This is a genomic window from Pseudomonas sp. YeP6b, assembly GCF_025642995.1.
Taxonomy (GTDB): domain Bacteria; phylum Pseudomonadota; class Gammaproteobacteria; order Pseudomonadales; family Pseudomonadaceae; genus Aquipseudomonas.
On sequence record NZ_CP080090.1, the window covers coordinates 6,209,706 to 6,235,415 of the forward strand.

General features: G+C 61.4%; 22 protein-coding genes. 9 read left to right on the forward strand and 13 right to left on the reverse strand.

The window, feature by feature from the left end; genetic code table 11:
- Positions 1 to 227 precede the first annotated feature (227 nt).
- Positions 228 to 2,150, forward strand: a complete 1,923-nt coding sequence (estP, locus tag KZH41_RS28150; RefSeq protein WP_242152994.1) for an esterase EstP — start codon at positions 228 to 230, stop codon at positions 2,148 to 2,150.
- A gap of 134 nt (positions 2,151 to 2,284) precedes the next feature.
- Here estP and trpE read toward each other — a convergent pair whose 3' ends face one another.
- From trpE to KZH41_RS28200, 10 genes are all read right to left on the reverse strand, one after another.
- Positions 2,285 to 3,766 (reverse strand): anthranilate synthase component I, encoded by a 1,482-nt coding sequence (trpE, locus tag KZH41_RS28155; RefSeq protein ID WP_094951418.1) that lies wholly within the window; start codon positions 3,764 to 3,766, stop codon positions 2,285 to 2,287.
- Between the two features lie 68 nt (positions 3,767 to 3,834).
- Positions 3,835 to 4,653, reverse strand: coding sequence for a phosphoglycolate phosphatase (locus KZH41_RS28160; RefSeq protein ID WP_094951417.1), 819 nt, complete (start codon positions 4,651 to 4,653; stop codon positions 3,835 to 3,837).
- Positions 4,650 to 5,324, reverse strand: a complete 675-nt coding sequence (rpe, locus tag KZH41_RS28165; protein ID WP_034116070.1) for a ribulose-phosphate 3-epimerase — start codon at positions 5,322 to 5,324, stop codon at positions 4,650 to 4,652. Before rpe ends, KZH41_RS28160 begins: the two co-directional genes overlap by 4 nt.
- An 84-nt stretch (positions 5,325 to 5,408) precedes the next feature.
- Positions 5,409 to 6,557, reverse strand: coding sequence for an iron-containing alcohol dehydrogenase (locus tag KZH41_RS28170; protein ID WP_242152998.1), 1,149 nt, complete (start codon positions 6,555 to 6,557; stop codon positions 5,409 to 5,411).
- Positions 6,558 to 6,768: 211 nt separating this feature from the next.
- On the reverse strand, positions 6,769 to 7,593 hold the full coding sequence (locus KZH41_RS28175; protein WP_010206955.1) for an ABC transporter permease: 825 nt from the start codon (positions 7,591 to 7,593) through the stop codon (positions 6,769 to 6,771).
- 12 nt (positions 7,594 to 7,605) lie between these two features.
- On the reverse strand, positions 7,606 to 8,853 hold the full coding sequence (locus KZH41_RS28180; RefSeq protein ID WP_094951415.1) for an ABC transporter permease: 1,248 nt from the start codon (positions 8,851 to 8,853) through the stop codon (positions 7,606 to 7,608).
- A gap of 107 nt (positions 8,854 to 8,960) precedes the next feature.
- Positions 8,961 to 10,001 carry an ABC transporter substrate-binding protein gene (locus KZH41_RS28185; RefSeq protein ID WP_094951414.1) on the reverse strand — a complete coding sequence of 347 codons (1,041 nt, stop codon included), beginning with the start codon at positions 9,999 to 10,001 and terminating at the stop codon, positions 8,961 to 8,963.
- Positions 10,002 to 10,044: 43 nt separating this feature from the next.
- Positions 10,045 to 11,157: an ABC transporter ATP-binding protein gene (locus tag KZH41_RS28190; RefSeq protein WP_094951413.1), complete on the reverse strand. Its 1,113-nt coding sequence runs from the start codon at positions 11,155 to 11,157 to the stop codon at positions 10,045 to 10,047.
- Positions 11,158 to 11,504: 347 nt separating this feature from the next.
- Positions 11,505 to 12,134, reverse strand: coding sequence for a response regulator transcription factor (locus KZH41_RS28195; RefSeq protein WP_094951412.1), 630 nt, complete (start codon positions 12,132 to 12,134; stop codon positions 11,505 to 11,507).
- A gap of 18 nt (positions 12,135 to 12,152) precedes the next feature.
- Positions 12,153 to 14,147: a histidine kinase gene (locus tag KZH41_RS28200; RefSeq protein WP_263274073.1), complete on the reverse strand. Its 1,995-nt coding sequence runs from the start codon at positions 14,145 to 14,147 to the stop codon at positions 12,153 to 12,155.
- 77 nt (positions 14,148 to 14,224) lie between these two features.
- On the opposite strand from KZH41_RS28200, the gene KZH41_RS28205 reads away from it, so the two are divergent.
- Positions 14,225 to 15,199 (forward strand): alpha/beta hydrolase family protein, encoded by a 975-nt coding sequence (locus KZH41_RS28205; protein ID WP_263274074.1) that lies wholly within the window; start codon positions 14,225 to 14,227, stop codon positions 15,197 to 15,199.
- A gap of 84 nt (positions 15,200 to 15,283) precedes the next feature.
- Here KZH41_RS28205 and KZH41_RS28210 read toward each other — a convergent pair whose 3' ends face one another.
- From KZH41_RS28210 to KZH41_RS28220, 3 genes are read right to left on the reverse strand one after another with little or no spacing between them, the layout of a single operon-like run.
- Entirely contained in the window at positions 15,284 to 16,051 is a 768-nt protein-coding gene (locus tag KZH41_RS28210) for a TerB family tellurite resistance protein (protein ID WP_094951409.1), read from the reverse strand.
- 1 nt (position 16,052) lies between these two features.
- The gene (murU, locus tag KZH41_RS28215; RefSeq protein ID WP_094951408.1) at positions 16,053 to 16,730 is read right to left on the reverse strand and encodes an N-acetylmuramate alpha-1-phosphate uridylyltransferase MurU; all 678 of its coding nucleotides are present in this window, start codon (positions 16,728 to 16,730) and stop codon (positions 16,053 to 16,055) included.
- Positions 16,727 to 17,752 carry an aminoglycoside phosphotransferase family protein gene (locus KZH41_RS28220; protein ID WP_242153004.1) on the reverse strand — a complete coding sequence of 342 codons (1,026 nt, stop codon included), beginning with the start codon at positions 17,750 to 17,752 and terminating at the stop codon, positions 16,727 to 16,729. The genes murU and KZH41_RS28220 overlap by 4 nt, the downstream gene beginning before the upstream one ends.
- Positions 17,753 to 17,882: 130 nt before the next feature.
- On the opposite strand from KZH41_RS28220, the gene KZH41_RS28225 reads away from it, so the two are divergent.
- The 7 genes from KZH41_RS28225 to glpE all read left to right on the forward strand — a co-directional run bounded on the left by KZH41_RS28225 (position 17,883) and on the right by glpE (position 25,527).
- Positions 17,883 to 20,720, forward strand: a complete 2,838-nt coding sequence (locus KZH41_RS28225) for an LPS-assembly protein LptD (RefSeq protein ID WP_094951406.1) — start codon at positions 17,883 to 17,885, stop codon at positions 20,718 to 20,720.
- Positions 20,701 to 22,035, forward strand: coding sequence for a peptidylprolyl isomerase (locus KZH41_RS28230; RefSeq protein ID WP_263274075.1), 1,335 nt, complete (start codon positions 20,701 to 20,703; stop codon positions 22,033 to 22,035). The genes KZH41_RS28225 and KZH41_RS28230 overlap by 20 nt, the downstream gene beginning before the upstream one ends.
- The gene (pdxA, locus tag KZH41_RS28235; protein WP_094951405.1) at positions 22,032 to 23,021 is read left to right on the forward strand and encodes a 4-hydroxythreonine-4-phosphate dehydrogenase PdxA; all 990 of its coding nucleotides are present in this window, start codon (positions 22,032 to 22,034) and stop codon (positions 23,019 to 23,021) included. The genes KZH41_RS28230 and pdxA overlap by 4 nt, the downstream gene beginning before the upstream one ends.
- On the forward strand, positions 23,018 to 23,830 hold the full coding sequence (gene rsmA / locus KZH41_RS28240; RefSeq protein ID WP_099585669.1) for a 16S rRNA (adenine(1518)-N(6)/adenine(1519)-N(6))-dimethyltransferase RsmA: 813 nt from the start codon (positions 23,018 to 23,020) through the stop codon (positions 23,828 to 23,830). The genes pdxA and rsmA overlap by 4 nt, the downstream gene beginning before the upstream one ends.
- Before the next feature lie 106 nt (positions 23,831 to 23,936).
- Positions 23,937 to 24,317, forward strand: a complete 381-nt coding sequence (gene apaG, locus KZH41_RS28245) for a Co2+/Mg2+ efflux protein ApaG (RefSeq protein WP_069551974.1) — start codon at positions 23,937 to 23,939, stop codon at positions 24,315 to 24,317.
- On the forward strand, positions 24,317 to 25,168 hold the full coding sequence (locus tag KZH41_RS28250) for a symmetrical bis(5'-nucleosyl)-tetraphosphatase (protein WP_263274076.1): 852 nt from the start codon (positions 24,317 to 24,319) through the stop codon (positions 25,166 to 25,168). The genes apaG and KZH41_RS28250 overlap by 1 nt, the downstream gene beginning before the upstream one ends.
- 29 nt (positions 25,169 to 25,197) lie before the next feature.
- The gene (gene glpE / locus KZH41_RS28255; protein WP_094951402.1) at positions 25,198 to 25,527 is read left to right on the forward strand and encodes a thiosulfate sulfurtransferase GlpE; all 330 of its coding nucleotides are present in this window, start codon (positions 25,198 to 25,200) and stop codon (positions 25,525 to 25,527) included.
- The last annotated feature ends 183 nt before the right edge of the window (positions 25,528 to 25,710 follow it).

Here is a 25,710-nt window from a genome sequence, read left to right on the forward strand (position 1 = left end):
GCCTTGACTACTCGCATCAAGAGTTTGCTGATGATCAACACGGGGAGGGTCTCATTCATACGTTCAGGCACAGTAACGTAGCCTCGCCAGCGGTGCAATATGGAGCAGCGAATACGGGGAAATCACGACGGAATCTTTATAGGAAAAAACGGTTTTCTTCGTCGAATTCTCGCAATACATTGCTAGTGTTTCGCTTCCGATACAAAAACAACTAAATGGAATTTCGCATGCTCAGACCACCGTTTTTCGCGCCCCTGGCCGGCTGTCTCCTGTCACTGGCCTGCGCGCAGGCATTGGCAGCCCCTTCGCCGTACTCAACCATGATCGTCTTTGGCGACAGCCTGGCTGACGCCGGCCAGTTCCCGGATGGTTCGAACGGCGCCACCCTGCGCTTTACCAACCGCACCGGCCCCACGTTTCAGGGCGACTACGGCCTGGTTTCATCGACCTTACTGGGTTCGAAACTGGGCGTAGCGCCAAACGACCTGAACGCCTCCACCTCGCCGGTTCGCGCAGCCCAAGGCTTGCCTGACGGCAACAACTGGGCAGTGGGCGGCTACCGCACCGACAACATTCTGGACTCCATCACCTCAGTCTCCAACGCGGCGATTCCGCCGGGCAACCCAGGTGGCGGCACTGTTTTGCGCAGCCGCCAGGGTTATCTGCCCGCAAACGGCGGGCGGGCCGACCCGAACGCGCTGTACTTCCTCTCCGGTGGCGGTAACGACTTCCTGCAAGGGCGCGTTCTCAGCCCGGGCCAGGCTGTTGCCGCCGGCGGCCGGCTGGCAGACAGCGCCCAAGCCCTGCAACAAGCCGGCGCGCGCTACATCATGGTGTGGATGCTGCCTGACCTGGGCCTGACCCCAGCCATCAATGGCACGCCGTCGCAGGCAGCAAGCTCGGCCCTGAGTAACATCTTCAACCAGTCACTGGTGCAGCGCCTGTCACAGATCGACGCGCAGATCATCCCGCTGAATATTCCGCTGCTGCTGAAGGAAACCTTCGCCGACCCTGCCCGCTTCGGCCTGGCCACCGGGCAAAACCTCACCGGCACCTGCTTCAGCGGTAACAGCTGCACCGCCAACCCGACCTACGGCATTGGCGGCACCCACCCGGACCCAACCAAGCTGATCTACAACGACTCGGTCCACCCCACCATCGCCGGGCAACGCTTGATCGCCGACTACGCCTATTCACTGCTGGCAGCGCCATGGGAACTGACCTTGCTGCCGGAGATGGCCCAAGGCACCTTGCGCGCCCACCAAGATGAACTGCGCAACCAGTGGCAGGCCGACACCGGTAGCTGGCAAGCGGTCGGCCAATGGCGCGCGATTGTGGCCGGCGGCGGCCAGCACCTGGACTTCGATGATCAAAGCAGCTCGGCCAGCGGTGACGGCAGTGGCTATAACCTGAACGTCGGCGGCAGCTACCGGCTCGACGAAAACTGGCGCGTCGGCGTGGCCGCCGGCCTGTATCGGCAGACACTCGAAGCCGGCGCCAGCGATTCAAACTACAAGCTCAACAGCTACATGGGCACCGCGTTCGCGCAATATCAGCAAAATCACTGGTGGGCCGATGCCGCACTGACCGGCGGCAAGCTGGACTTCGACAGCCTTAAGCGCAAGTTCGCCCTGGGCGTCGGCGAAGGCTCGGAAAAAGGCGACACCGACGGCTGGCTCTGGGCCTTGAGCGGCCGCGTGGGTTATGACATCGCCGGGGCCGGCAGCGACTGGCACTTGTCACCGTTCGTCAGCGCCGACTATGCGCGCGTCGAAGTGAACGGCTATTCGGAAAAAGACAACCGCTCTACCGCGCTGACCTTCGATGATCAACAACGCGACTCCAAGCGCCTGGGCGTAGGCCTGCAGGGCAGCTACCGCGTCACCCCGCAAACCCAGGTGTTTGGCGAAGTGGCTCACGAGCATGAGTTCGAAAACGACACCCAAAAGGTGAAGATGTCGCTCAACAGCGTGCAAGGGATCGATTTCAAACTGGATGGCTACACGCCACGCAGCAATTCGGATCGCTTGAGTGTGGGTGTCAGCCATAAGCTGACTCAGGAGCTGGCGTTACGGGCGGCGTATAACGTGAGGAAAGATGACAGCCTGACCCAGCAAGGGGTGAGTGTGGGGGTGAGTCTGGATTTCTGATGCGGTCTTGAAGCCAGCGCAAACCCAATGTGGGAGCTGGCTTGCCTGCGATAGCATCACCTCGGTGTATCAGGTAGACCGAGGTGATGCTATCGCAGGCAAGCCAGCTCCCACATTTTGATCTACATCTGATCTCAGTTTTGCGGAGTTTGCTCGGCCAACGCCACCGCACGGAACATCGCGCGGCGCTTGTTCAGGGTTTCTTCCCATTCCAGCGCTGGCACCGAGTCAGCCACAATCCCGCCGCCGGCCTGCACATGCAGTTCGCCGTCCTTGATCACGGCGGTGCGTATCGCAATCGCGGTATCCATGTTGCCGTTCCAGGCGAAATAGCCCACGGCGCCGCCATACACACCGCGCTTGACCGGCTCCAGTTCGTCGATGATCTCCATCGCGCGAATCTTCGGCGCGCCCGACAAGGTGCCCGCCGGCAGAATCGCCCGCAGCGCGTCCATGGCGGTCAACCCTTCTTTCAGCTCGCCGGTGACGTTGGACACAATGTGCATCACGTTGGAATACCGCTCGATGACCATCTTCTCGGTCAGCTTCACCGAGCCGATTTCCGAAACGCGGCCGGTGTCATTGCGGCCCAGGTCGATCAGCATCAAGTGCTCGGCGATTTCCTTGTCGTCGCTCAGCAGGTCTTCTTCCAGCGCAAGGTCAGCTTCTTCGGTGGCGCCACGCGGGCGCGTCCCGGCGATCGGGCGCACGGTAATCAGGTTGTCTTCGACCCGCACCAGCACTTCCGGCGAACTGCCCACCACGTGGAAGTCGCCGAAGTTGAAGAAGTACATGTATGGCGTCGGGTTGAAGCAACGCAGCGCGCGGTACAGGTCAATCGGCGCGGCCTTGAAGTCGATGGACATGCGTTGCGACGGCACCACCTGCATGCAGTCACCGGCGAGGATGTATTCCTTGATGGTGTCGACGGCGCGTTCGTAGTCGTTTTGGGTAAAGCTGGAGCGGAATATCGGGTCGGCGGCCGGAGGACGGCTGAGGTCCAGGCCACGACGTGGGGTGATTGGCTGGCGCAGTTTTTCCAGCAGCGCTTCGAGGCTGGCCTGGCCTTGCTCGAAGGCGCCCGCCTGGGAAGGGTCAGCGAGGACAATCGCGTGCATCTTGCCGGCAAGGTTGTCGAACACCACCACCGCGTCAGAGACCATCAACAGAATGTCCGGCACGCCCAGCGGGTCCGGGTTCGGGCATTTGCCCAAGCGTTTTTCCACGTAGCGCACGCAGTCGTAGCCGAAATACCCCACCAAGCCACCGTTGAAGCGCGGCAGGCCAGCGATGGTCGGCACGTTGTAACGCGCTTTGAATGCCTCGACGAAGGCCAGAGGGTCTTCAACGTCGTGGCTTTCGATCTCGACGCCATCCAGCGTGATGCTCACGTGGTGATCATGCACCCGCAGCACGGTGCGGCACGGCAAGCCGATGATCGAGTAACGGCCCCACTTCTCGCCGCCTTGTACCGATTCCAGCAGGTAGGAGTTGGGCTCGTCGGCCAGCTTCAAATAGATCGACAGCGGCGTATCGAAGTCGGCCAGGGTTTCGCAGGCCAAGGGGATACGGTTATAGCCGGCAGCGGCCAAACGCAGGAATTCTTCGCGGATCATGAGGTGCCTCGTGGCATGAGGGTCAAACGGTCAGGTGTGCAAACGTGCCGCAGCGCGGCCAGGATCAGTCAGGCGCGCCAACGCCAGCGGGCCAGGGCCTTGATGACTTTCATCCAGAGTTTGCGAGTGACCACCACGATGGCGTTTCCAGAAGGGGTTGGTTCGATGTCGGCCAACGTTATCTCAGCGCCCGCTCCCAAGCAACCGGGGATTAGCCGTCGCAGGTCATCAATCACCAGTGCCGGTGATTCTTCGGCGATCGGCCGGCCATGGTTATAGCCGTAACTGAGCGCCACACACTGCACGCCTGCGGCTTTGGCGGCCAGCACATCACTGCGCGAATCACCGACAAACAACGACTGGGAAGCCGGGATATTGGCCATTTTCATCACAAAGAATAGCGCCGCCGGGTCGGGTTTCTTCTGCGGCAAGGTATCGCCGCCGATGATCCAGCGGAAATACCGGCCGATTTTCATATGATCCAACAGCGGCGCGACAAAACGCTCCGGCTTGTTGGTGATCAGGGCCATTTCCACGCCTTGCTTGTGCAGCCATTTGAGGGTGTCGCGCACACCGGGGTAAACCACGGTCAGCTCGTGGCCGTCCTCATAGGCGGCGTTGAACAATTCCAGGGCGTGTTCGGCCTCCACCTCATCGACACCTTCGGCATCGATGTGATTGGCCAGGGCCCGGCGCACCAGCATCTGCACGCCGTTGCCGACCCACTCACGCACCGACTCAACACCCGCAGGCTTGCGCCCCAGCTTGAGCAGCATCTGGTCCACCGCTGCCGCCAGGTCCGGCACCGAGTCGATCAAGGTACCGTCCAGATCGAACATCACCAGCCGTGGCAGTTTGCCGGGGAACAGCTGCTCAAAGCCGCTCATGGACGCGCCAGCGCCAGTTCGGCACGCATCTTGTCGATGACTTCCTGGTAGTCCGGGGCGTTGAAGATCGCCGAGCCGGCCACGAAGGTGTCAGCGCCAGCGGCGGCGATTTCGCGGATATTGTTGACGTTGACCCCACCGTCGATTTCCAGGCGGATATCCCGGCCGGACGCGTCGATCAGCGCGCGGGCTTCGCGCAGCTTGTTGAGGGTGCCAGGGATGAATTTCTGCCCGCCGAAGCCTGGGTTGACGCTCATCAGCAAGACCATGTCGACCTTGTCCATCACATATTCAAGCACGCTCAGCGGGGTGGCCGGGTTGAACACCAGGCCCGCCTTGCAGCCGCCTTCGCGGATCAGTTGCAAGGTGCGGTCGACGTGCAGCGTGGCTTCCGGGTGGAAGGTGATGTAGGTCGCGCCGGCCTCGATGAAGTCACCGACGATACGGTCCACCGGGCTGACCATCAGGTGCGCATCGATCGGCGCAGTGATGCCGTACTTGCGCAGCGCCGCGCAGACCATCGGGCCGATGGTCAGGTTGGGCACGTAGTGGTTGTCCATGACATCGAAGTGCACGAAGTCGGCGCCGGCGGCCAACACCTTGTCCACTTCTTCACCCAGACGGGCGAAATCGGCGGAGAGAATCGATGGAGCGATAACGAAGGGCTGCATGACGCACCTTTTTTGAGCTAAATCACGATGGCGCGCATTGTATACCTCATGCTTTGCTGCGCGCACCGTGACCTAACTCAACGGTTAGTAAGCCGCCCGGTAGATTTTCTCGATATCCGCCGCGCTGAGCTTGCGCGGGTTGTTGCGCATTAAGCGTTCAATGCCCGCCGCTTCAGTGGCCATGGCCGGGATCGCGTCCTCGGGAATACCGAAGCTGCGCAGGCCTGACGGGATCTCCACTGCGGCACACAGTCGCGTCATCGCTTCGACGGCCTGGTCGGCGGCATCATTAACGCTTAAACCACTGACATTCACGCCCATGGCCTCGCCAATGTCGCGCATGCGCTCCACACACGCCAGCTTGTTCCAGTGCATCACGTAGGGCAGCAGCAGCGCATTGCTCACGCCGTGGGCGATATTGAAACGCCCGCCCAGCGGGTACGCCAACGCATGCACCGCGCCCACCCCGGCATTGCCGAACGCCATGCCGGCCATCAGGCTGGCGGTGGCCATGTCATCGCGGGCCTGCAGGTTGGCCGGGTTGGCGTAAGCCTTGGGCAGCGCCTTGGCGATCAGCTTGATCGCGCCGATGGCCAGGGCATCGGTGATCGGCGAGGCATTCAGCGACAGGTAGGATTCGATGGCATGCACCATGGCATCCACGCCACTGGCGGCGGTCACACTGCGCGGGCACGTGAGGGTCATTTGCGGGCTGATCAACGCGACGTCCGGCAGCAGGTAATCGCTGACGATGCCTTTTTTCAGTTGTGCGGCCTTGTCAGAGAGGATCGCCACATTGGTCACTTCCGAGCCGGTACCGGCGGTAGTGGGGATGGCGATCAACGGTGGCCCTTTGCGCGGCACTTGGTCGACGCCGAACAAGTCCGCCAGCGCGCCGTGGTAACCGGCATAGGCCGCAACGCTCTTGGCGATGTCGATGGCACTGCCACCGCCCACGCCGATCAGGCCGTCATGCCCACCTTCGCGGTACGCGCGCATGCAGTCCTCGACGATGGCGATTTCCGGGTCGGGCAGCACGCGGTCGAATATTTCATAGGACCGTTCGCCCAAGTGTTCCAGCGCAAGCGCCACGGTGCCGGACTTGACCAGCGCGGCGTCGGTGACGATCAGCGGGTTATCCACATCCAGGCGGGTGAGCTCAAAGGCGAGCTGCTCGATGGCGCCAGCGCCGGTCAGCAGCTTGTGGGCGATCTTGAATGAGGAGGTACTCATGTGCGCGGCCTCTTATTAATGATGGGCTGGCACAAGGATAGCTGGGTATTTTGGGTTGCCTAGCATTCAGGGGCTGAATGGCTCGGTCAATGTGGGAGCTGGCTTGCCTGCGATGAGGGCGACTCGGTGTTACAGGCAAACCGAGGTGATGCTATCGCAGCGGTGCAGCGATCCGACAAGCCAGCTCCCACATTTGATCGGGTTTCCACAGTTAGACCTGAGCAGTACGCAGTTTCTCGCTGCGGCCTCGTAGCCATTCAAGGGTCAGCAACAACAGCACCGAGAAGGCAATCAGCAACGTGGCCGCCGCCGCAATCGTCGGGCTTAAGTTTTCACGGATGCCGCTGAACATCTGCCGAGGCAGGGTCGCTTGCTCCGGGCCGGCGAGGAACAGCGTCACCACCACTTCATCGAAGGACGTTGAGAAGGCAAACAGTGCCCCGCTGATCACCCCCGGCGCGATCAGCGGCAAGGTCACCCGGCGAAACGCGGTCAACGGCGAAGCGCCCAGGCTGGCCGCCGCCCGCACCAGGTTATGGTTAAAGCCCTGCAACGTCGCCGACACGGTGATGATCACAAACGGCACGCCCAGCACCGCGTGCACCACGATCAGCGAAAAGAAGCTGTTGCCCAAGCCCAACGGCGCAAAGAACAAGTAGCTGGCCACGCCAATGATCACCACCGGCACCACCATCGGCGAAATCACCAAGGCCATCACCAGCGCTTTGCCGGGGAAGTTGCCGCGCGTCAGGCCAATTGCCGCCAAGGTGCCGAAGACCATGGCCAGCACGGTGGCCGCCGGGGCGACGATGACGCTGTTCTTCAGCGCACGCATCCACTCGGCCGAGGCGAAAAAGTCCTGATACCAATGCAGCGAGAAGCCTTGCAGCGGGTACACCAGGAAACTGCCGCTGTTGAACGACAGCGGGATAATCACCAGCACCGGCAGGATCAGGAACAGCAGGATCAAGCCGCACAGGATCCGCAAGCTGTAGAACCACACCCGTTCCACCGGTGACATATAAGGGCTCAGCATCGCTAGGTCTCCTCAGCTCAGGCGCAGGCGACTGGCACCCACCAGCCGGTTGTAGATCAGGTACAACACCACCGTCGCCAGCAGCAACAAGCCACCCAACGCCGTGGCCATGCCCCAGTTAATGCTGGTGTTGGTGTAGAACGCCACGAAGTAGCTGACCATCTGGTCGTTCGGGCTGCCGAGCAGCGCCGGGGTGATGTAGTAACCAATCGCCAGGATGAACACCAGCAGGCAACCGGCGCCGACACCGGCATAGGTCTGCGGGAAGTACACGCGCCAGAAGCTGGCGAACGGGTGGCAACCCAGGGAAATCGCCGCGCGCATATACGTGGGCGAGATACCTTTCATCACGCTGTAGATCGGCAAAATCATGAACGGCAACAGAATGTGCACCATCGAGATGTAAACCCCGGTGCGGTTGAACACCAGCTCCATGGGTTTATCGATCAGGCCCATGCCCATCAACGCGCTGTTGATCAGCCCGCCGGACTGCAGCAGCACGATCCATGCCGCCACTCGCACCAGAATCGAGGTCCAGAACGGCAACAACACCAGAATCATCAGCAGGTTGCTTTTGCGTGCCGGCAGGTTAGCCAGCAGGTAGGCCAAGGGATACGCCAGCAGCAGGCAGACGAAGGTGATCACCAAGCCCATCCAGAACGTGCGGGCGAAGATGTCCAGGTAGATCGCCTGATCGGGCGTGGCCGGGGCCACTTCGCCCAGGTCATCGATGCGGTGATCGACCGCTGCCAGCAGGTAGTACGGCGTGAGGCTGCTGGTATTGCGCCGGATCGCCTGCCAGTACGCCGGGTCGCCCCAGCGTTCGTCGAGGCTTTCCAACGCTTCTTTATAAGAGGCCGGCGCTTGAGTAAACGGCAGCGCCCGCGCAGTTTTGGTCAGCAGGCTACGGTAGCCGGCCAGTTCCATGTTCAAGCGTTTGGACAGGTCGCCCAAGGTCTGGTTTTTACGCGCCTCGCCCAGGTCTTCGCTCAGCGCCTGATACACCGGCTCAGCCGGCAGGCCACGGCCGTCCCAGGTTTTGACCGCCACCACGGTGCGCGGCAAGCCGCCCACCACTTCCGGGTTGCCGACGCTTTTGTAGAGCAGCGCAACAATCGGCACCAAGAACACCAGCAGCAAAAACAGCACCAGCGGCGCAATCAAGGCCTGGGCCTTCCAGCGGTTGAGCCGCTCGGCACGCGCCAGGCGCTGCTTGAGGGTGGGGCTGTTGACCTCGTTGGAGGGAACGGCGATGGCCATGGCTAACTCCGGAAATCTTCTAAGGATCCCCTGTGGGCCGGGCTTTTTTGTGGGGGCTGGCTTGCCTGCTCCCACACAAGCCTGCTTTCACAGGGGGTTATGCGGGGTTACTTGGCCGCCCAGGAATTGAAGCGCTGCTCGAGCTGCTCGCCGTTATCCGCCCAGAAGCTCACGTCGATCTGCACCTGATTGGCGATGTTCTCCGGCGTGGTCGGCATATCCTTCAGCACATCTTTGGCCAGCAACGGCACGGCCTGGGTATTCGCCGGACCGTAGGCGATGTTTTCCGAGTAGATCTTCTGTTGCTGTGGCTGCACCGAGAAGGCGATGAACTTCTTCGCCGCTTCGGCGCGGTCCTTGGCCAGGCCTTTTGGAATGGCCCAGGCATCAAAGTCATAAATGCCGCCGTTCCACACCACTTTCAGGTTGCTTTCTTTTTGCACGGCCGCGATACGGCCGTTATAGGCCGAACTCATGACCACGTCGCCAGAGGCCAGGTACTGCGGCGGTTGGGCGCCGGCTTCCCACCACTGGATCGACGGCTTGAGTTCGTCGAGTTTCTTAAACGCGCGGTCCTGGCCGTCTTTACCGGCCAGCACTTTGTACACGTCTTTGGGTGCCACACCGTCCGCCATCAAGGCGAATTCCAGGGTGTACTTGGCGCCCTTGCGCAGGCCGCGCTTGCCTGGGAATTTCTTGGTATCCCAGAAGTCCGCCCAACTGGTCGGTGCAGAGGTCAGCTTGTCGGCGTTGTACGCCAGCACGGTGGACCACACAAAGAAGCCCACGCCGCAGGGCTGGATTGCGCCCTTCACGTAGTCAGCGCTATTGCCGAACAGTTTCGGGTCGAGCGGCTCGAACATGTCTTCGTCACAGCCACGAGACAGTTCCGGCGACTCCACTTCCACCAAGTCCCAGGACACGCTCTTGGTGTCGACCATGGCTTTGACCTTGGCCATTTCACCGTTGTACTCACCGGCGACGATCTTGCCGTTGCCCGCGCTTTCCCACGGTGCATAGAAGGCCTTAACCTGGGCCGCCTTGTTCGCGCCACCAAAGGACACGACCGTCAGGTCCGGGCCTGCCATGGCCTGTGTCGCGCCCATCAAACCGATGGCCAGCGCTGAATATTTCAGGGATCTCAACATTGTTGTTCTCTCCACGTGCAGGGTTGGTGAAGCCAGGGGGCGATCAATTCGCCTCTAGAAGTGGGTCGAGTGCGCGAACGTGCTCGACTTGCCAGCCAATCGGTACCACGTCGCCGACCGCCAGGGCTGGGTCCAGCTCGGCAATCGGTTGTTTCACAAAAAAATCGGCCTTGCCGCAGACTTCCAGGCGCACACGCACGTGGTCGCCCAGGTAGATAAATTCGGCCACGCGCCCGGAGAAACGGTTCACACACGATTCGCTGGAGCCATTGAGGCTGACGCGCTCCGGGCGTACCGACAACGTCACCGGGCCACCGATCTGGCCGACATTCACCGCCAGTGCCTCGACCTTCTCACCGCGCGCCAGCTCCACCACGCAGCGCTCGCCAGTGTGGCTGTGCAGGCGGCCGTTGAGGCGGTTGTTCTCGCCGATGAAGTTGGCAACGAAGGTGTTCTTGGGTTCTTCGTACAAGGTGCGCGGCGCGGCGATCTGCTGGATCTCGCCCTGGTGGAACACCGCCACGCGGTCGGACATGGTCAAGGCTTCGCCCTGGTCGTGGGTCACGTACACCACGGTCACGCCGAGGCGCTGGTGCAGGTGCTTGATCTCCATCTGCATGTGTTCGCGCAGTTGCTTGTCGAGCGCGCCGAGGGGCTCGTCCATCAGCACCAGTTGCGGTTCGAACACCAACGCCCGGGCCAGGGCCACGCGCTGTTGCTGGCCGCCGGAGAGTTGCGCCGGGTAGCGCTGGGCGAAGGCATCCAGCTGGACCATGCTCAGCACGCGTTTGACCCGCTCGCTGACATCGGTCTTGCTCAAGCCGCGCACCGACAGCGGGAATGCCAGGTTCTCGGCCACGGTCATGTGCGGGAACAGCGCATAGTTCTGGAACACCATGCCGATGTCGCGCTTGTGCGGCGGCACGTTATTGATGGCACGCCCGGCCAGCAAGATTTCACCGGCGGTCGGCGTCTCGAAGCCGGCGAGCATCATCAGGCTGGTGGTCTTGCCCGAACCAGAGGGCCCGAGCAGGGTGAGGAACTCGCCCTTGCGAATCTCCAGGTTGAGGTCTTTGACGATCAGGTTCTCGCCGTCGTAGCTTTTCTGCACGCCACGAAAGCTGACCAGCACATCATTTGAATCCGCCTCGCTCATACCCGCACCTTTTTGTTTTGGACTGCTGTGGCACAAGCGTAGTCCAGGCGCGAGGCCCCGGAAATCGGGGGCCAGGAGAGAATCGCATCAGCAGGATGGAAGGTTCGGGGTAGGGATTGCCCTACACGTATGGCGGGGATGGGACAGGGCAGCGACAAGGGGCGAGCTACAAGCAGCAGGAATGGGCTCGACGGTATTTTCGAGGTGTCGTTATTGGGCATGCCGCCTGCCACTGATCGTTCCCACGCTCCGCGTGGGAACACCTCTTGTGACGCGCCGCGTCACGCTTTGGGACGCAGAGCGTCCTTGGCTGCATTCCCATGCAGAGCGCGGGAACGATCACGGGGTCACAACAGCTTGTGTTCCATGGCGTACTTCACCAACTCAGCCAATGAAGTGATATTGAGCTTTTGCATCAACCGCGCCTTATGGGTGCTGATGGTCTTGCTGCTCAGCGCCAGTTGCTGAGCGATGTCATTGACGTTGGCACCCTGGGCCAGGCGCTCGAACACCGAGAACTCGCGCTCCGACAGCAATGAATGCAGCGGCCGCGTATCGGTGAGGCCGACTTCAAAGACCATGCGGTCGGCCAGGTCCGGGTCGATATAGCGCCCGCCTGCCGCGACCTTGCGAATCGCCGTCAGCAGCAGCGCCGGGTCGCTGTCCTTGGTGGCATACCCTGCCGCCCCGACCTTCAGGGCGCGGGCGGCCATTTGCGCTTCATCGTGCATCGACAACACCAGAATCGCCGGCGGATGGCTCAGTGCACGGATACGCGCGATGGCTTCCAGGCCATTCACACCGGGCATCGAGATATCCAGCAACACCACCTCGCACTGCACATGGCGCAAGGTCTCGAGCAGCTGCTCGCCATTACAGGCCTCGCCGACCACCAGCAGGTCTTTGGCCAGGCCGATCAATTGCTTGATGCCTTCACGGACGATGGTGTGGTCTTCGGCTACCAGTACACGAATCACAGGGGCTTCCTCTTAGGGTTATGCATCCAACGGCACCGTGACACTCAAGGTCGTGCCCTCCCCCAGTTCGCTGTGCAGGCTCAGTTGCCCACCCATCATCAATATGCGCTCGCGCATACCGACTACGCCAAAGGACACCGGGCGGCCCTGGGTTTCGACGAAACCGATGCCGTCATCGCTGATGGTCAGCCGCAGGTCGGCGCCTTCCACGCTCAAGGTCAGCTCGACAGTATGCGCCTGGGCATGGCGCATCACATTGGTCAGCGCCTCCTGCAGGATGCGGAACAGGCCAATGGCCTTGGCATCGCTCAGGGCCGGCAGGTTATCCGGGACTTGGACCAGGCAAGGGATGTGTGTGCGCGCTTCGAAGCGGCGTGCCTGCCATTCGATGGCCGAGGCAATGCCGGCGTCGAGAATCGGTGGGCGCAGTGCGGTCGCCACGTCCCGGACAAGCTGGAACAGCTGGGCGATCAGGCGCTTCATGCTGTTCAAGCGCTCGTTCAGGCCTGGGTCCAGTTGTGCATAGGCCAGCTCGCACATCGAGGTTTCCAGCTTGAGCACCGTGAGCATCTGCCCGAGTTCGTCGTGCACTTCACGGGCGATGCGCGCCTTTTCTTCTTCGCGCACGGTTTCCAGGTGGGCCGAGAGTTCGCGTAATTGTGTTTCGCTTTGCTGCAACGCGGCCACGTAACGGCGGCGCTCGGTGACGTCATTGAGGTAGACCACTAGGTACTCGCCTTCGGCAAAGCGCAAAAAGCTCAGCGACACATCGGCCGGCAGGATGCTGCCGTCGGCGCGCACGCAATCGGCGGCGAAGGTTTGCGCGCCTTCTTCGCTGGCACGCGCACGCTTCCACATGTTGAGCCAGCGGTCCATGTTCAAGGTCGGGTCGAAATCGATCAGCGGTCGCTCGATCAACGCGCCGGGGCCGTAGCCCAGCATGGTCTCGGCGGCGCGGTTGGCGTATCGCACATGGCTGTCCCAATTGACCCACAAGATGCCCACGGTGCTTTGATCAATGGAGAACTGCGTCAAGCGCAAGGCTTCGGCGCCGGCGGCGCGGGCGGCGCTTTCTTCCCGGGCGGCCAGCAGGCTGTGTTCCAGCACGCGCTGGTGACGGCGCTGCCAGAACACCACCGCCAGGCTGGCGAGCAAGAACATCGCCAAGAGCAGGCTAAGGTTTTGCCACAGTCCCGGCGATTCGGTCAGCCGTGGGTATTTGGGTTGCAGCCAGCGGCTGTGCAATTGATCGAGGTCGCGAGCGGGTATCGCGCGCAAAGCGCTTTGCATGATGCCGGCAAGCGCAGGCCATTCGCGGCGGGTGGCCACGCGCAGCAGTTGCGGCAGGCCGATATCGCCGACCACTGCTAGCCCGGCAAACTCCGCCTCGCCGGACAACCGACTCAACTGTGCCTCATCCACCACGGCATAACGCGCTTGCTGGCTGACCAGCAATTGCAGCGCCTGGCGCTCCATGGGCACGCCTTGCAGATTGAGGTTGGGATAATTGCTGCGCAGGTAATCGGCCACAGCGCTGGGCATGCGCACGGCAACGCGGGACAGTTCGTCGAGTTTCTCCAGCTCCACCGCGCCGCTGCCCTCGCGGATACCGACGATATGCTGGGGCACGCGCATATAAGGGTCGCTGAATAACCACAGGCGCAAGCCGGCCGGGGTTTGCTGCAGGCCGGGGGCAATATCCACCTCGCCGTCGCGCACAGCGGTTTCCAGTTGTTCCTGGCTGGGGAAGTTACGCCACGTCAGCTCGATGTTCAGCGCCTTGGCCAGCCACTGCATCAACTCGACATTGGCCCCGGACAAACGCTGCAGGCGCCGATCGTATTGCGCGTACGGCGCCTGCAATACCACGCCCACGCGCAGCTCCGGGTGCTCGGCCAGCCATTCACGCTGCGGTGCATTGAGCTGCGCCTGTGGTGCAACAGGCGCAGGCGCGGCATTCGCCATCAAGGCAAAGCACAAACCGCCGATAACCAGCAGACAGCGAAAACCCATGATCCACGTCTCACATCACTGACAAATACTGACCAACCCATTAGGCTGCTGGAATCACTTCTGGCCGGGAATTAACGATGCCCTTTATCCACCGTTCGGCACTGCCAGCATTGTGCCTGTCGCTGCTATTTACCAGCGCCTTTTCTGTTCAGGCCGCCGACGCGCCGGCACCCGCTGCCGACAAACCGGCTGAACGCCAACCCCTGCCCGAGCGCAGCCAGGAAGAAGCCAACGCCCTGGAGCGCCAGGTTCCGCAACAGGAACAGCAACAATTGCAGGCCGGCAGCGATTCATTTCTGGCCTTGTGGAAACCGGCCAACAGCGCCGAGCCCGAAGGCGTGGTGATTATCGTGCCGGGCGCCGGCGAAAGTGCTGACTGGCCGCAAGCAATCGCACCGTTGCGACGCAAATTGCCCGATGCCAACTGGGGCACAGTCAGCCTGTCGCTGCCGGACGTGAATGTCGACACCTTGCCGCCACGCGTGATGGAATCGCCCAAGGCCGCCGTCGACACCAGCAGCAAAGACGGCAGCACCGCCGCCAAACCTATCGAACAGGCCGCCAGTGCCGAAGCCGAAGGCACCGATCCGGCGGTAGTGCCGGGCGCGGATGAACAGGACAAGACCGACGCCAAGCGCATCTTCGACCGCATCGACGCTGCCGTCGCCTTTGCCCAGACCCAGAGCGCGCGCAGCGTGGTGCTGCTCGGCCATGGCACGGGCGCCTGGTGGGCCGCGCGTTACCTGAGCGAGAAACAACCGGCCCAAGTGCAGAAGTTGGTGATGGTGGCCGGCAAAGCGCCTGCCGGTCGCCAGCCAGACCTGCAACAACTGGCCCCCGCGTTGAAAGTGCCGACGGCGGATGTCTTCTACCAAGACGGCGCCCTGGAGCGCAAAAACGCACTCGCGCGCGCCCACGCCGCCAAGCGTGGGAAGAATGAAGGGTATAAGCAGGTGTCACTCAAGACCCTGCCCGGCAACAGTGCTGCCGAGCAGGAGCAGTTGTATCGACGGATTCGCGGGTGGTTGAGCCCGCAAGCTGCCGCCGAGTGATCTTGGCTTGATACTCCAATTAGTGTGGGAGCTGGCAAGCCAGCTCTCACACTAATTGGGTTAGCAACTCAGGATTTGTGGCGGCTAGCGAAAATCTCGGCGCTCGCGAATCAATGCATAGGCGTTATGCAACTCTCGGGTTCGCTCGGTCGCTTCGCGCACCTGCGCTGGGCTGGCGCCAGTGCCTGCAATCTTGTCCGGGTGGTGGCGGCTGAGCAGGCGGCGATAGGCGCGTTTGATCACGGTCGGCTCGGTGGTGGACGTTACTCCCAGTACCCGCATCGCGTCCTGATAAGCTCCGGCACGATTGGCCAACGGCTTGCGCTCGCGCACGTAATCGGCCGCCAGTGCCTGAAGCTGTTGCGGCGTCCAGCCGAGCCACTTGCCCCACAGGTCGATCAAGTCGCGCTCGGCGTTATCCGCCTTGCCGTCCGCCCAGGCCATGCGCCAACACGCGCGCAACACACCTTCGGCGGCATGGGGCTGAGCCTTGAGCACCCGCAGATAATTACGCACCCGGTCGGAACCGGACTTGCCGCGATTGAACGCGCTGATCGCCCGGCGCTGGGCGTGCTCAGTCATGTCCAGCGCGCGCATTTCCTGGCGCGCCTGCTGGATATGCCCATCCACCACGCGGCCATTACTCTTGGCCAGACGCCCTAACAGCACGAACAACAGTTCGTCATTGCGCAACGCCGGGCGCCCGCCCAGGCGCTCGCGCAGTTGCGCCCAACTTTGCAACTGGAGGCGGCGATCCAGCGCCTGCCCCAGCAATGCCCCCAATAAGGCCCCCGGAATACTGGCAATGGCAAAGCCAGCCCCGGCACCGATCAGTGTCCCTGGCCACAACATCTTATTGCCCCGCAGTCAGCAAGGTTTCAACCTGCGCCAGACGCTCCAGCGTGCCGACATCAATCCAGCGTCCTGTCATGTGTTCCCCCGTTACCAGACCTTTGGCCATGGCCACCCGTAACAGCGGCGCCAGCTTGAAGGCACCGGCACTGCAACCCGCGAACAATTGAGGGTCGAGCACTGAGATGCCACTGAAGGTCAGGTTATCGGCACCGGGCGCCGCATCATGAAGCAAGCCGCCGCTCAAATAGAAGTCGCCACCAGTAGGCGCATGGTCAGGCATGTCGACCATGACCAGGTGGGCAAGCCCTTCCAACGGTTTGTTGAGCAGGCTGGCAAAGTCGAAGTCCGTCCAGACATCACCATTAACCAGCAGGAAGGGTTCATCTCCCAACAGCGGCAACGCCTTGAAAATCCCGCCTCCGGTTTCCAGCGGCTCGCCTTCGGCGGAATACTGGATGCGCAGGCCAAACTGCGCACCGTCGCCCAGGTAGCTTTCGATCTGCTGGCCGAGCCAGGCATGGTTGATCACAATTTCGCTGAAACCGGCCTTGGCCAGCGCTTCCAGGTGATATTCGATCAACCGCTTGCCGCCCGCCTGCACCAGCGGCTTGGGCGTGTGCAAGGTGAGCGGGCGCATGCGCTCGCCCTTGCCGGCCGCCAGGATCATGGCCTTCATACGCCCGCCTCGACAGGTTGGCGCAGGCTGGCGAGCAGTTCGCCCAGCTCGTCCAGCTCCGGCCGGTCTGCCAGCACCGCCTCTATATAAGCAAAGAAGCGCGGTACGTCGGCCAGGTAGCGTGGCTTACCGTCGCGATGGCAGATACGCGCAAAGATGCCGATCACCTTGAGGTGGCGCTGCACGCCCATCAGGTCGCTGGCCCGCAGGAACGCTGCAAAGTCGGCCTGCACCGGAATGCCCAGTTGCCCGGCACGCTCCCAGTAGCCACGCTGCCATTCACGTACACGTGCCTTGGGCCAGCTGAGGAATGCATCCTTGAACAGGCAGGTGATGTCGTAGGTGACCGGGCCGTAGACCGCGTCCTGGAAATCCAGCACGCCCGGGTTCGGCTCGCTGATCATCAGGTTGCGCGGCATATAGTCGCGATGCACCAGCACTTTGGGCTGAGCCAGGGCGCTGTCGATCAAGTGGTCGCTGACGCGCTGCCAGAGAGCCTGCTGCTGGGCGTCGAAATCGATGCCCAGGTGCCGGCGCACGTACCATTCCGGAAACAATTCCAGCTCACGGCGCAACAAGGCGACGTCATAGCTGGGCAGCGGCGTGTCCATCGGCAATTGCTGAAAAGCCAGCAACGCGTCGATGGCATCGGCAAACAATTGATCGGCGTTTTGCTCGTCAATCACGTCCAGATAGGTTTTTTTACCCAGGTCATTGAGCAAAAGAAAGCCGCGGGGCAAATCTTCTGCATAAATTTTTGGAACATTTATTCCTGATTTCGCCAGTAAATCAGCGATATCGACGAAAGGTTTGCAGTTTTCCTGGGGCGGCGGCGCGTCCATGACGACGAAACTTCGCCCACCGCCTTCCCACCGGAAGTAACGCCTGAAACTCGCGTCACTGCTGGCCGCGGTCAACGTGGCCGGAGGTACGACACCCCAGTCCTGAGCGTTGAAAAGGATTGGCAACTGCTCATCCAGCCAGACTTTCAGCTGTTGTAAACGTAGATCTTGCTCGGGCATTACAAGGGTCTCCGACGGCGCTAGCCGTCAAGCGGGTCATGCTTTATTATCACGCATCTTTTTCAGACCATCGAGAGGCGTGCGGCCCAAACCGCGGGCAGATGGCACGCAGGAAGCCCGGACTAATAAGATGGCATTGAAATCCCCCGCGTTTCGTAGAAAATTTCCGTTGCTGGTAACCGGCAGTCTGCTGGCCATGCAACCTTTCGCCACCTCATTCGTGGTCGCCGCGGAACAGTATGACTGCTCAGTCTCTGCTTCGGGTGCCTGGGATTGCGCGCCAAAAACCGCCGCAGCCCCGTTGCCACCACGCCCGGTGCATGACGGCGCTGCCGTCAGCTCCGCCGGCAGCACGGCGCAAGCCGATGCTGGTGGCAGCGCCGAGGCCGAACCGAAGACCGCACTGGTCACCGAAGCCAAGGGCCGAGGCCTGCGTGCGCGCAGCGCCGACTACAGCCACTTGGACTGGGTACCGCGCGAGAAGCTGACTGCAGCCCAGCTGGCCGAAACCGGTCCTTATTGCGCCGGCGCGTACATCGAGCCGATGCGTCCTGGCATGAACGACAAGACGGACAAGAGCGATGCGCCGACCTTCATCGGTGCCAAGGCCTCTCGTTACGAGCAAGAACAACAGATCGCAACCCTGGCCGGCGACGTCGTCATGCGCCAGGGCAGCATGCAGCTGGAGGCTCAGGAAGCCAGCCTGTATCAGGCCGAGAACCGTGGCGAGCTGAACGGCAACGTTCGTTTGCGCGACAACGGCGCTCTGATCGTTGGTGACCACGCTGAGGTCCAGCTCGATACTGGAGCCGCCCAGATCGACAACGCCGAATACGTGCTGCACAAATCGCGTATCCGCGGTAACGCGCTGTACGCCAAGCGTGCCGAGAACGCGATCATCCGTCTCAAGGACGGTACGTACACCACCTGTGAGCCGGACAGCAACGCCTGGCAGCTCAGAGGCAACAACATCACGTTGAACCCGGCCACCGGTTTCGGTACGGCGACCAACGCGACGTTGCGGGTCAAGAACATTCCGATCCTGTACACCCCGTATATCTATTTCCCGATCGACGATCGTCGTCAATCCGGCTTCCTGCCGCCGAGCTTCAGCACCGGCAGCGAAACCGGCTTCACGCTCGTCACGCCGTACTACTTCAACCTGGCGCCAAACTACGACGCCACGTTGTACCCGCAATACATGACCAAGCGCGGTTTGTTGATGGAAGGCGAATTCCGCTACCTCACCAAATCCAGCGAAGGTCAGTTCGGCGGCGCGTACCTGAACGACGACAGCGACGAGCGGAAGAAACAGACTGATTACGAAAAAACTCGCTATATGCTCAATTGGCAGCATAAGGGCGGGCTGGATTCGCGTCTGGCGACCCAGGTCGACTACACCAAGATCAGCGATCCGTTCTACTACCAGGACTTGAAGTCCTACCAGGAAGGCATCCAAACCCAGGACTTCGTCAACCAGCAGGGTTCCCTGACCTATCGCGGTGACAGCTACCAGGCGCGCCTGAACGTTCAGGCCTACCAACTGGCGACTATTTCCCAGATCACCCCGTATGACCGGCTGCCGCAGATCACCTTCAATGGGATGCTGCCGTACCACCCGGGTGGCGTGAACTTTACCTATGAGACTGAGGCTGTTCGGTTTGACCGGGACCTCAGGAGCGGCACCATTTTCGACAAGGACGGTGGCCCGTTCGCTGCGAACGGTGTTGCTGTAGGTGATAAGCGTCTGGATGACTACGTAACAGGTCTGACCCGTGCAAACGGTACTCGCCTGAACGTAGCACCAGCCGTCGAATACCCGATGAACTGGACCTACGGTTTTATTACGCCGAAGCTCAAGTACGTCTACACCAAGTACGATCTGGACCTTGATACCAAGGGCAAGAACGAAATTATTGCTGCGCAAGCAGCCGCCACTGCGGCAAACCCTTATGCCGGTGGCACCTTCAAGAGCAACCAAGACCGCGCAATCCCAATCGCCAGCGTAGACAGCGGCCTGTACTTCGACCGCAATACCAACTGGTTCGGCAAAGACTATCGCCAGACATTGGAACCGCGCGCGTTCTACCTCTATGTCCCGAACAAGGACCAGAGCGATATCCCGGTGTTCGACACCAGCGAGTACTCGTTCAGCTACGCCTCTCTGTTCCGCGACAACCGCTTCAGCGGCAACGACCGGATCGGCGACGAGAACAAGCTGTCCCTGGGCTTAACCAGCCGTTGGATCGAAGAGAATGGCTTCGAACGTCAACGCGCGGCCATAGGCCAGGCGGTGTACTTCAAGGATCGCCAGGTTCAACTGCCGGGCATCCTCGCCTCTGACCGTGCCGACGCACAGTCTGACGTATCGCCAGTTGCCCTGGAATACGAGTTCCGCTTCAACCGCGACTGGCGCGCCACTGCCGACTACAACTGGGACACTGAGGAACACACCCCTCGTTCGGGTAGCGCAATGCTCCACTACCAGCCGGAAGACAACCCGAACAAGATCATCAACGTCGGCTACCGCTATCGTAACGACCAAGTGGTCTACAACCAGCTGACCGGCAAATGGCAGTTCGGTGGTGATTACGGTACTGCGGGCCAACCGAACTTCATCAAGGATTACTACAAAATCCAGCAACACGACTTCTCGATGATGTGGCCGATCATTCCTCAGTGGAACCTGATCACCCGCTGGCAGTATGACTATGCCCGCAACCGTACCCTGGAAGCCTTTGGTGGTTTCGAGTACGACAACTGCTGCTGGAAACTGCGCGTCATCAACCGTTACTGGGTTTCCAACGACGAATACAGCCAGATCGCCCCGCTGAACGAAAAGGGTGACCACGGGCTCTTCTTCCAGATCGTCCTTAAAGGACTCGGCGGCCTGACTGGCGCCAAGGTAGAGAGCTTCCTCGACAAAGGCATTCAAGGTTATCGTGAACGTGAAGATCAAGCTTTCTGATTGTCTGCGCCCGCTAGTGCTGGGCGCACTGTTCCTGGGGACCGCATCGGCACACGCTGCGGTTCAACAGCTGGACAAGGTAGTGGCCATTGTCGATAACGACGTGATCATGCAGAGCCAACTGGACCAACGGGTCAAGGAAGTTCAGCAAACCATCGCCAAGCGTGGCGGCGGTGTACCGCCTACCAGCGTGCTGGACCCACAGGTTCTGGAGCGCCTGATCGTCGAAAACCTGCAACTGCAGATCGGCGATCGTTCCGGCATCCGTATTTCGGACGAAGAACTGAACCAGGCCGTCGGCACCATCGCTCAACGCAACAACATGAGCATTGACCAGTTCCGCGCTGCCCTGGCCCGCGACGGTTTGTCCTATGAGGACGCCCGTGACCAGATCCGCCGCGAAATGATCATCAGCCGTGTGCGTCAGCGCCGTGTGGCCGAGCGGGTTCAGGTTTCCGAGCAGGAAGTGAAGAACTTCCTGGCCTCGGACCTTGGCAAGATGCAGCTCTCCGAAGAACTGCACCTGGCCAATATCCTGATTCCAACCCCGGACAGCGCCAACGCCGAGCAGCTCAATGCATCCGCCGCCAAAACCCAGGCAGTTTATGACCGCCTGAAGGCTGGCGCTGACTTCGCCCAAACAGCTATCGCGGTATCGGGCAGCGACAACGCCCTGGACGGCGGTGACATGGGCTGGCGTAAAGCCGCTCAATTGCCACCTCCGTTCGACCGCGAGCTGAGCGCCATGCAGCCGGGTGAAATCACCCAGCCAGCACGCACACCGGGTGGCTTCATCATCCTCAAGCTGCTGGCAAAACGCGGTGGCGAGACTTCGCTGAAAGACGAAGTACATGTTCGTCACATCCTGGTCAAACCAAGCGAAATTCGCACCGAAGCACAAACCAAGGAACTGGCCCAGAAGATCTATGACCGCATCGAAGGCGGTGAAGATTTCGCCACCTTGGCCAAGAGCTTCTCGGAAGACCCAGGTTCGGCCCTCAACGGTGGCGACCTGAACTGGATCGACCCGAAAGCCTTGGTGCCTGAGTTCCAGCAAGTAATGGCCGATACGCCGCAAGGCGTGCTGTCCAAGCCGTTCAAGACCCAATATGGCTGGCACGTCCTGGAAGTCCTTGGCCGTCGCGCCACCGACAACACCACCCAGGCCCGCGAGCAACAAGCACTGTCCGTATTGCGTAACCGCAAGTACGACGAAGAGCTGCAAACCTGGTTGCGTCAGATCCGTGACGAAGCCTACGTAGAAAACAAGCTGCCAGGCGCCGAGCAAACAGGCACCGACCAGGCAGCGCAGTGAAACCCCAGCGTTTCGCGGTAACACCCGGCGAGCCGGCCGGCATTGGTCCAGACCTGTGCCTGCTGCTCGCCTCGCAACCTCAGCCACACCCCCTGATTGCCATTACCAGCCGCGACCTGCTCCTTGAGCGGGCCGCGCAGTTGGGCGTGGTTGTCAACCTGCTGGACGTGGCGCCAGGCAACTGGCCCGACCTGCCGGCACCTGCGGGCAGCCTGTACGTATGGGACACCCCACTTGCGACCAAGGTGATTGCCGGGCAACTGAACAAAGCCAATGCGGCATTTGTGCTGGAAACCCTGACGCGTGCAGGCCAGGGCTGCATCGACGGCGACTTCGCCGGCATGATCACTGCCCCGGTGCACAAGGGTGTGATCAACGAATCCGGCATCGCCTTTTCCGGCCATACCGAATTCCTCGCCGAGCTGACCAATACCGCCCAAGTTGTGATGATGCTGGCCACTCACGGCCTGCGCGTGGCCCTGGTGACCACGCATTTGCCGTTGCGTGATATCGCCGACGCCATCACTGCCGAGCGTTTGGAGCGCGTCACGCGCATCCTGCACGCCGACCTGCAACACAAATTCGGCATTGCCCAACCGCGCATCCTGGTCTGCGGGCTCAACCCCCACGCCGGTGAAGGCGGCCACTTGGGCCATGAAGAAATCGACATCATTGAACCGACATTAGAGCGTCTGCGCCAAGAAGGCATGGACCTGCGTGGCCCACTGCCTGCTGACACTCTGTTTACCCCCAAATATCTGGAGCACTGCGACGCAGTGCTGGCGATGTACCATGACCAAGGGCTGCCCGTGCTGAAATACAAAGGCTTCGGCGCCGCAGTCAACGTGACACTGGGCCTGCCGATCATCCGCACCTCCGTCGACCATGGCACTGCCCTGGACCTGGCGGGCAGCGGCAAGATCGATACCGGCAGCCTGCACGTGGCCCTGGAAACCGCCTATCAGATGGCCGAGACCCGTATATGACTGAGCATTACCAACACCGGGCGCGCAAGCGCTTCGGGCAAAACTTCCTGCACGACGCCGGCGTGATCGACCGTATCCTGCGCTCCATCCATGCCAAGCCCGAAGACCGCTTGCTGGAAATTGGCCCGGGCCAGGGCGCATTGACCCAAGGCCTGCTGGCCAGTGGCGGCCAACTGGACGTCGTGGAGCTGGACAAGGACTTGATCCCGATCCTCAACCAGCAGTTCGCCGGCAAATCCAACTTCAACCTGCACCAGGGCGATGCACTGAAGTTCGACTTCAACAGCCTCAACGCTGCGCCCAACAGCCTGCGGGTAGTGGGCAACCTGCCGTACAACATCTCCACGCCGCTGATTTTCCACCTGCTGAACAACGCAGGGATCATCCGCGACATGCACTTCATGCTGCAAAAAGAAGTGGTTGAGCGCTTGGCCGCAGGTCCCGGCGGTGGTGATTGGGGCCGCTTGTCGATCATGGTTCAGTACCATTGCCGCGTGGAACACCTGTTCAACGTCGGCCCGGGCGCGTTCAACCCGCCGCCGAAGGTCGATTCGGCCATCGTGCGCCTGGTGCCTCACGCCGTGCTGCCCCACCCAGCCAAGGATCACAAGCTGCTGGAGCGCGTGGTACGCGAGGCGTTCAACCAACGCCGCAAGACCCTGCGCAACACGCTCAAGGCGCTGCTCAGCAACGCCGAAATCGAAGCCGCCGGCGTCGATGGCAGCTTGCGCCCCGAGCAACTGGACCTGGCCGCGTTCGTGCGCCTGGCCGACCAGCTTGCCATCCAGCCTGCGCCAGCCGCGGACTAAAGCCTGCCAAGCATGGGCCAGACAGCATGTCTGGCCTAGTGCCCTCCTCATGGCCTAGACTGATCCGCATCTGCTGTCCTCCGCTTTTGCTTTTAAGGCCTCTTGCATGTCCGATCCTCGCTACCAGATCGACGTCAGCGTCGTCACCCGCTTCCTCGCGGACCAATCGCAACCCGAACACAACCGCTTCGCCTTTGCCTACACCATCACGGTGAAGAACAACGGGCAGGTGCCGGCCAAGCTGCTGTCGCGCCACTGGGTGATCACCGACGGTGACGGCCAGGTCGAAGAGGTGCGCGGCGCCGGTGTGGTTGGTCAGCAACCGTTGATCGACATTGGCGCCAGCCATACCTACAGCAGCGGCACGGTCATGACCTCCAAGGTCGGCACCATGCAGGGCTCGTATCAGATGAAGGCCACCGACGGTAAGTTGTTCGACGCCATCATCGCGCCGTTCCGCCTCGCAGTGCCTGGAGCCCTGCACTGATGGCGACATACGCGGTCGGCGACCTGCAAGGCTGCCTGGAGCCCCTCAAGTGCTTGCTGGAGCGGGTGGCCTTCAACCCGGCAAGCGACCGCCTGTGGTTGGTGGGGGATCTGGTCAATCGCGGCCCCGAGTCTCTGGAGACTTTGCGCTACTTATATAGCCTGCGCGAATCGCTGGTGTGCGTACTGGGCAACCATGACCTGCACCTGCTGGCCGCCGGCAATAACATCGAGCGCCTGAAAAAGGGCGACACCCTGCGTGAGATCCTTGAAGCGCCGGATCGCACCGAGCTGCTGGAGTGGCTGCGTGGGCAGAAACTCATGCATTACGACGAAGGCCGCAACATGGCGCTGGTCCATGCCGGTATCCCGCCGCAGTGGACGCTGAAAAAAGCCCTCAAGTGCGCCGCCGAAGTCGAGAGCGCCCTGACCGATGACAGCCTGTACACCGCCTACCTCGACGGCATGTACGGCAACGAGCCGGTCAAGTGGGACAACGACCTCACTGGCGTGGCCCGCCTGCGCGTGATCACCAACTATTTCACACGCATGCGCTTCTGCACTGCAGAGGGCAAGCTCGACCTCAAAAGCAAGGAAGGCGCCGACACCGCACTGCCCGGCTATAAGCCGTGGTTCGCGCACAAGGAACGCAAGACCCGTGACACGAAGATCATCTTCGGCCACTGGGCAGCCCTTGAGGGCAAGTGCAATGAACCCGGCGTATTCGCACTCGACACCGGCTGCGTGTGGGGCGGTAGCATGACCCTGATGAACATCGACACCGGCGAGCGCCTGAGCTGCCAGTGCGAATCTCCCCTTCCCGTTACACTGCCGGCTGCCACCAAGCGCTAAACGCCGCAGCCATGTCCAAGGAGCCCGCCATGAGCGAATTCAAACGTATCCCTCCCGAACAAGCCCAGGCCCTGCGCGAGCAAGGTGCCGTGGTGGTCGACATCCGCGACCCTCAGGCTCACGCCGCTGGCCATATCACCGGCGCGCAGCATCTGGACAACCACAGCATTGCCGACTTCATCCGTGCCGCCGACCTCGACGCGCCCGTGATCGTGGCCTGCTACCACGGCAACTCCAGCCAGAGCGCAGCGGCCTATCTGATCAGCCAGGGCTTCTCCGACGTCTATAGCCTGGACGGCGGCTTTGAGCTGTGGCGTGCGACCTATCCTGCGGAAATTGCCTCCAGCGATTCGCAATAATTTTTTTCACACCCCGCTACCCCGCGTGACGCTTGGGCTCGCGCCGTTTCTGACGAACGGCGCAGCCAAACTAATTACGTATCCCGCCTTGACCTCCCGGATTCCGAACTATCCTTAAGCGCAGGCCATCCGAATCAGGGGAGAGCCGGTACACCGGCGTACGGGTCATCGGTAGCGTTTCAG

Excerpts from the sequence above, each read along its gene's own strand:
- KZH41_RS28205 (WP_263274074.1), top strand. The coding sequence starts at position 14,225 with ATGCCCTTTATCCACCGTTCGGCACTGCCAGCATTGTGCCTGTCGCTG.
- KZH41_RS28185 (WP_094951414.1), bottom strand. The coding sequence starts at position 10,001 with ATGTTGAGATCCCTGAAATATTCAGCGCTGGCCATCGGTTTGATGGGC.
- rpe (WP_034116070.1), bottom strand. The coding sequence starts at position 5,324 with ATGCAGCCCTTCGTTATCGCTCCATCGATTCTCTCCGCCGATTTCGCC.
- KZH41_RS28200 (WP_263274073.1), bottom strand. The coding sequence starts at position 14,147 with ATGGGTTTTCGCTGTCTGCTGGTTATCGGCGGTTTGTGCTTTGCCTTG.
- KZH41_RS28180 (WP_094951415.1), bottom strand. The coding sequence starts at position 8,853 with ATGGCCATCGCCGTTCCCTCCAACGAGGTCAACAGCCCCACCCTCAAG.
- trpE (WP_094951418.1), bottom strand. The coding sequence starts at position 3,766 with ATGATCCGCGAAGAATTCCTGCGTTTGGCCGCTGCCGGCTATAACCGT.
- murU (WP_094951408.1), bottom strand. The coding sequence starts at position 16,730 with ATGAAGGCCATGATCCTGGCGGCCGGCAAGGGCGAGCGCATGCGCCCG.
- KZH41_RS28160 (WP_094951417.1), bottom strand. The coding sequence starts at position 4,653 with ATGAGCGGCTTTGAGCAGCTGTTCCCCGGCAAACTGCCACGGCTGGTG.
- KZH41_RS28210 (WP_094951409.1), bottom strand. The coding sequence starts at position 16,051 with ATGTTGTGGCCAGGGACACTGATCGGTGCCGGGGCTGGCTTTGCCATT.
- KZH41_RS28220 (WP_242153004.1), bottom strand. The coding sequence starts at position 17,752 with ATGCCCGAGCAAGATCTACGTTTACAACAGCTGAAAGTCTGGCTGGAT.
- KZH41_RS28175 (WP_010206955.1), bottom strand. The coding sequence starts at position 7,593 with ATGCTGAGCCCTTATATGTCACCGGTGGAACGGGTGTGGTTCTACAGC.
- rsmA (WP_099585669.1), top strand. The coding sequence starts at position 23,018 with ATGACTGAGCATTACCAACACCGGGCGCGCAAGCGCTTCGGGCAAAAC.
- KZH41_RS28190 (WP_094951413.1), bottom strand. The coding sequence starts at position 11,157 with ATGAGCGAGGCGGATTCAAATGATGTGCTGGTCAGCTTTCGTGGCGTG.
- glpE (WP_094951402.1), top strand. The coding sequence starts at position 25,198 with ATGAGCGAATTCAAACGTATCCCTCCCGAACAAGCCCAGGCCCTGCGC.
- KZH41_RS28225 (WP_094951406.1), top strand. The coding sequence starts at position 17,883 with ATGGCATTGAAATCCCCCGCGTTTCGTAGAAAATTTCCGTTGCTGGTA.
- apaG (WP_069551974.1), top strand. The coding sequence starts at position 23,937 with ATGTCCGATCCTCGCTACCAGATCGACGTCAGCGTCGTCACCCGCTTC.
- KZH41_RS28250 (WP_263274076.1), top strand. The coding sequence starts at position 24,317 with ATGGCGACATACGCGGTCGGCGACCTGCAAGGCTGCCTGGAGCCCCTC.
- estP (WP_242152994.1), top strand. The coding sequence starts at position 228 with ATGCTCAGACCACCGTTTTTCGCGCCCCTGGCCGGCTGTCTCCTGTCA.
- KZH41_RS28170 (WP_242152998.1), bottom strand. The coding sequence starts at position 6,557 with ATGAGTACCTCCTCATTCAAGATCGCCCACAAGCTGCTGACCGGCGCT.